General features: G+C 66.0%; 6 protein-coding genes. 3 read left to right on the plus strand and 3 right to left on the minus strand.

What is annotated here, in order from left to right; all coding sequences use genetic code 11:
- Positions 1 to 356 precede the first annotated feature (356 nt).
- Positions 357 to 932: a hypothetical protein gene (locus KBX37_RS33260; RefSeq protein ID WP_210779788.1), complete on the minus strand. Its 576-nt coding sequence runs from the start codon at positions 930 to 932 to the stop codon at positions 357 to 359.
- A 689-nt stretch (positions 933 to 1,621) separates the two neighbouring features.
- Between KBX37_RS33260 and KBX37_RS33265 the strand changes: the two genes are divergently transcribed.
- Both KBX37_RS33265 and KBX37_RS33270 read left to right on the plus strand, forming a co-directional pair.
- Positions 1,622 to 2,008 carry a hypothetical protein gene (locus KBX37_RS33265; protein ID WP_210779789.1) on the plus strand — a complete coding sequence of 129 codons (387 nt, stop codon included), beginning with the start codon at positions 1,622 to 1,624 and terminating at the stop codon, positions 2,006 to 2,008.
- Between the two features lie 836 nt (positions 2,009 to 2,844).
- Entirely contained in the window at positions 2,845 to 3,300 is a 456-nt protein-coding gene (locus KBX37_RS33270) for a VOC family protein (protein ID WP_210779790.1), read from the plus strand.
- Between the two features lie 248 nt (positions 3,301 to 3,548).
- Here KBX37_RS33270 and KBX37_RS33275 read toward each other — a convergent pair whose 3' ends face one another.
- Positions 3,549 to 3,704 (minus strand): hypothetical protein, encoded by a 156-nt coding sequence (locus KBX37_RS33275; RefSeq protein ID WP_210779793.1) that lies wholly within the window; start codon positions 3,702 to 3,704, stop codon positions 3,549 to 3,551.
- A gap of 49 nt (positions 3,705 to 3,753) precedes the next feature.
- Here KBX37_RS33275 and KBX37_RS33280 point away from each other — a divergent pair, with 49 nt between their 5' ends.
- On the plus strand, positions 3,754 to 4,056 hold the full coding sequence (locus KBX37_RS33280; protein ID WP_210779791.1) for a hypothetical protein: 303 nt from the start codon (positions 3,754 to 3,756) through the stop codon (positions 4,054 to 4,056).
- A 27-nt stretch (positions 4,057 to 4,083) separates the two neighbouring features.
- Here the strand turns inward: KBX37_RS33280 and KBX37_RS33285 are convergent, their stop codons facing one another.
- Complete coding sequence (locus KBX37_RS33285; protein WP_210779792.1) at positions 4,084 to 4,704, minus strand: hypothetical protein; 621 nt, start codon at positions 4,702 to 4,704, stop codon at positions 4,084 to 4,086.
- Positions 4,705 to 5,216: the final 512 nt, after the last annotated feature.

The following is a 5,216-nucleotide window of genomic DNA, read 5'->3' on the forward strand; positions in this document are numbered from 1 at the left end:
CGGTCGAGTCTTGACCCCGACCCCTTACCGGCGTTTGCCTGCACCGAGCCGGGAATCAGCACAAACCGGTCGCAAGCAGTCCGACCAAGAAGGGTTGACACGGCCCCACTCCTTCAGGAATGACAGATCCGTCCCAGCACATGTCTTACGGATGACCTAGGTCATTGACCGAGACGCCTGCGGTGATCGTGCCCTCATCCATGCCGGACAACCGTCGATCAAGGCCCCGCCGACGGATGATTGTCCAGCAGCAGCAATGTGGCCCAGACGTCCTAGCAGGCAGCACCGGGAAGCCAAGAAGAGGCCCTAGCGGCGCGGGCCAGTTTGGTCCCGCCCCCGTTGGCGATCAAGTGGCGTTACGAAGGCGAGGGAGACGGCGAGGGCGTCGATGAGGCCACTACCTGCAGAACGCGTTGTCGGAGGTCGTCTTGCGCGGAGGGCCAGGGATGGGAGAAGGCGGCGGCTTCCAGCGATTTGGGAAAGATCCGCCGGACGCTGTCCGGGTTTCCTTCGCCATCCTCCGGGGCCTCGTACGTGACGGGTGGCCCCAGATGCAAGGCGATCGGCATCCCCAGCCCGGAGAGGTCGCTGAAGTCGAGACCACCCGGCCCCTTGGCGACATCGGCGGGCCACAACCACAGGCAGTTCACCTGCGTGTAGATGGTGCGCACCTCGTCCACGGTGTCAGCCCAATCCGGTGCCACCCCGAACACCGACGCCACGCAGACCGGGTGCGGACCCGGCTCCCGGGTGACTTCGGTCCGGAAGGTCGGGTCGTGTTCGAGCACCTCCACGACCCGCGTGGCGAGCTGGTCGCGCAGCGGCCCAGCCGGCAGCTTCCGCCCGCTGGGCACAGACATCCACCGCACGACGAAAACGCCCGACGCCGCGACGACCAGCAGCGCCAACGCCAGCATCGGCCATCGACGCATGGGCAAGCCTCCCTGTTCAGATCACGCGAGCCCCAGTGCGGTTCACGGACGTGACGGTAGCCGACGGCGCGAGGTCCCGGTCGCCCTGAACGCAAGATCATGTCAAGCAGTTGGTGGGACGCGAACGTCAAGCATGTGCCGTGACGGGACAGTGGCTGGCGCTACCGACTGCCGAATTGCGCTCTATCAGATCAAGGCGGCCCGCAAGCGGGCCGCGCCGGCCCGGCCCCGGCCTGCTGGCGACCTCCGGCCGGCATCGGCCGGGCCGGCCGGCCATGCTTACGAGCTACAAGAGCTTGAAGACCTCGGGGCTCCGCCCCGAACCCCGACCCTCCTCAGAGATCAGCCGGACGCGGATCACCTCATCGGGCATCACAAGGGCTACCAGCCTCCCGGGACGGGGCCAAGGTCGTTCGTCCGGTAGGGCGCTCCACCTTGTCCCCGTCCCGGGAGGCTGGACGGTCTACGACTGCCCGACGAGGAGATCCGCTGGCAAAGCTGGTTCCACCTAACGCCGTCTCATTGATGCACTTGCAGATGGCGGCTATCCTGCCAAAATGCCAACTGCGCGTGATCCGAGGCAGGAAACCTCTCAACGCGGTTCACTCGCTATCTTCGGAGCCGTCGTGATGCTTGTCGGATGCGCGGTCCCTGGTCCTAGTGCGCCTGCTGCGAAAGAGCCGATTCCCATGACGGAATCGGAGCTGGTGGGGACGTGGATCGAAGAGCGGGACGACTCAGTGTTGGTCTTCAAGTCGGACCACCTGTTCACGGCCACGAACTTGCCGCATCACATGTTCGATGCGTTTCCGGAGGATCTTCCGCCGGGATTCCAGCCAGGGCGAGACAAGCTACCGGCGGAAGGTCGCTGGTTTCTGGGGAATCCGGGCCGAATACACGACATCGGTATTGACATCGACGTTCTTGCCGCCAGCGCCAACGGCGGGCGTTACATCTTGAGATGGGAGAGGTCGGACGGCGGTTTAACCGTCAACTACTATGTCGGTGATCCGGACTTGGAAAATCGGATCACGTATCGAAAATGTCAAAAGGACTGCCCCGTAGCCTCCTCCTGACAGTACCTCCGCAGGCTGCGACGGCTTCGCGAGCGACGCAGCCCGACAGGAGCCTTGATCTTTGCAAGGCAGAGGTCTGCGGCGTGCCATTAGCGTGCCATTCGTCTGGGACAACAGGGGCCAGCCGAGGCCACGCGAGACTACCGAGACCAGGCCGTCAAGCCCGGGGCCTGCCGGAGATCGACAATTCCCAAGCTGTTCCTGGGTCCCTTCGGGGCGCCGCACATGCGGGAAAATGGACACGCCAACCGCCCCGAGGCCCGTAATCAAAGCCGTGGCGCGGGGTGGGAGCACGGCGGGCCATAGCTGTTACCTGCAGTTTGTCACTCTGGCCGTCGGCTGGGGAGCCCATTTTCGGGTCTGACAGTGCGGGTTCGATTCCCGTCACCCGTTCCACACGAAAGGCCCTGGCCAGGACGCGAGTCCAGCCACGGCCTTCGATATTGCTGCGGCCAGCAGCGCCCGGCGGGCCATCCGCGGGCCACTAGCCACGCTTCTTGCCCTTCGCCTTCGGCTTGGCCGACGTGCCAGTCGCCGCCTTCTTGGCCTTTTTGCGCTCCGCCGAACCACTCGTCACCGGCAGCGGGCCACGGACCCTCGCGACGGAAATCCGGCCAGCACAACCTCCTGATCCTCCGCGACGTGGCCCAATCGGGGGTAACGTCCGGCGGTAGGAACAGCGCGGCAGTAGCCGCTCCCGCTCCTCGATCACAGGGGCGTTGATCCGGTCTTGGTGACTGATGGCCGGCGGGAGCCCGGGTGGCCCGGGGCCAGGACCAAAGGGTTCCCGCCGTCGGGACAGAACACCGCAGACAGGACAGACAGGAGTGGGTACAATGGACGTCAATCTTGAGGTGGTCACGATCCCGGTGTCGGATGTCGACAGGGCGCTGGAGTTCTACCGGGATAGCCTGGGCTGGCGACTGGACGCAGACATCAAGGTCAGCGACGACGTCCGTATCGTGCAACTGACCCCGACTGGTGACGGCCATACGTCCATCGCGTTCGGCAAAGGCCTGCCGATAGCCGCTGCACCGGGGTCGATGCGGCACCTAGAGCTAGTGACCTCCGACGTCGTGGCCACACGGGAGGAGCTGGCCCAGCGGGGCGTCGACGTCACCGAGGTCTACCACGGCCCCGGCGGTGCTTTCTGGCCCGAGGCGCGCCAACCCGGCCCCGACCCCGAACGTACGAGCTACAACTCGTACGCCTCATTCCAGGACCCGGACGGAAACGGCTGGACGCTGCAGGAGGTCACTACCCGCATGCCGGGTCGCGAGGCCCGTTCGTGACATTACAAGCCGCGTCGTTGCTACACCACCTACTGCCTGCCTCCTGAGACGGGCCATCCACGGGCCACAAGCCGATGTCATCGGGGGCTACGTGAGGCCGCCTACGGCCGAGGCGAGCAGGAGGAGCGGCGCACGTCGAAGCGATCTTGTGGATTCCCAAGCTGACAGTGCGGGTTGGATTCCCGTCACCCGCTCCAGCGTGAGGCCCCAGCTCAGGACAGGTTTCCTGGCTGGGGCCTCGGTCGTTCCTACCGCTTCTTGCGCTGGCCGTGCCCGCTACGTGCCCGATCACGGCCCTTCTTGATCTGCTCGCCGAGGCCGTCAGCGATGTGCTCGTCACGCTCCTTGGCGGTGTGCTGGTAGATCAACGCGGCGCGCGTCGAGGCGTGGCCCATCCGTGCCATCAGGTCGGCGAGGCTCGCCCCGGTCCGTGAGGCCAGGGGTGTTCCCGGTGTGCCGCAAGTCGTGGAAGTGGAAGTCGGGCAGGCCAACCGCCGCCACGGACGCCCGCCAGTTGCAGGTGCGCTGGAAGTTGGAGCGGCGCAGGACCGCGCCGGTCGCGCCAGTGAAGACGAGCGCGTCCTGGTCCTCATCGACGAAGTCGTCCAGGTGTGCGCGCACCTCGCGGCGGATCGCCGCAGGAATGGTGACGGTCCGAAGGCCGGCATCGGTCTTGGGCGGGCCGAAAGTCAAGGTGCCGTCCTGGCGCTCGACCAGAGTCGCGCGGACCATCAGGGTCCGCAGCACAGCCAGTGACGAGGACTCTGGCCGCACGGATTCCTGTCAGTCCTGGCAGGTGCTCGGCGTGGGAGTCGGTACGGTGACCATGTCGCGTAGCACGGCTAGGAGGTGCTCCTGCTCGTCAGCAGGTAGACCAAACCGAGCATGCGAGAGTTTCGTGGCGTACGGCGCGAGGGCGTCGAGGTCGGCAAGTTGTTGCCGTGCCTCCGCATCCATCGCGGCATCGGCGTCGATGGCCTCGTCGCCTGTGTAGTCCTCGGACGCCAGTTCCATGCGGTACTCGACGGCGTCGATGGACCGGCCCGCGACGTATGCGGCGAACCTCGGTTCCGCGTGGAGGTAGCATTCCGCCGCGCAGAGAATCGCTGCGGCCGGGTCATCGTCGGCGTCAGCCGGACCGTCCTGCCCATCGTTGTGGCAGTACTCGCTGATGTAGAACTCGCCGAGGGCGACGGCGATCGGCTTGAAGGCGGTCTGATCGCCGGCAGCTGCACGCCACACCAGGTGGAGCAGAGGTCGCAGGCTCTGCGTGAACGGCAGCCCTTGCGGGTCCAGTCGCATCAGCCGCTCGGCTGTGACAGCGGCGAATGCCACCGCTGTACCAGCGTTGGCGGCCAGCACCCGCGACCGCACCTGCTCGCTTAGGGACTGCCAATCCGTCATACCAACCTCCGAACATCGACGGGCAAAGACACGACCGGAACCTCCGGCCCCGGTACGCCGACTCGGCGACACGCCCAGCGCGTACGGATTGTGACGGACGCTGCCGCGCCTCGATAGCGCTGGTCAAGCATCAGGTGGGACGCGAGGCCGTCTTGACGTGGCGGGCCGGGCGGCGCCCCGCTCCCCAGGAGGGCGGGTCGACGGCAGACAGTGAGGATGGCTTAGGCTTCCTGGTCGCGCAAGGCTCACTCGTATTCGGCCGCGCTGTCATACCTCACCCTGAACGCCATGACGCTCGGCCGTGTACCGCTCCTAGACAGATTGCATCGCGCACCACAGTCGACAAGGGGTCGCGTCGTTTGGGCTATCTCCGCCGCTTCGGACACAAGTTGAACCTCGGGCCTGGCGCTGCAAGATGGTCGTCGGATTCGTGTTGGCGAGTTACGAACCACGGCGCTGTGAGGTCCAGGGCTGCTCCGCTCGCCGTCGGATGGCAAGCTCGTGCCTCGTGA

Origin of the sequence: Micromonospora sp. U56, assembly GCF_018070095.1 — a bacterium.
GTDB classification, from domain to species: Bacteria; Actinomycetota; Actinomycetes; order Mycobacteriales; family Micromonosporaceae; genus Micromonospora; species Micromonospora purpureochromogenes.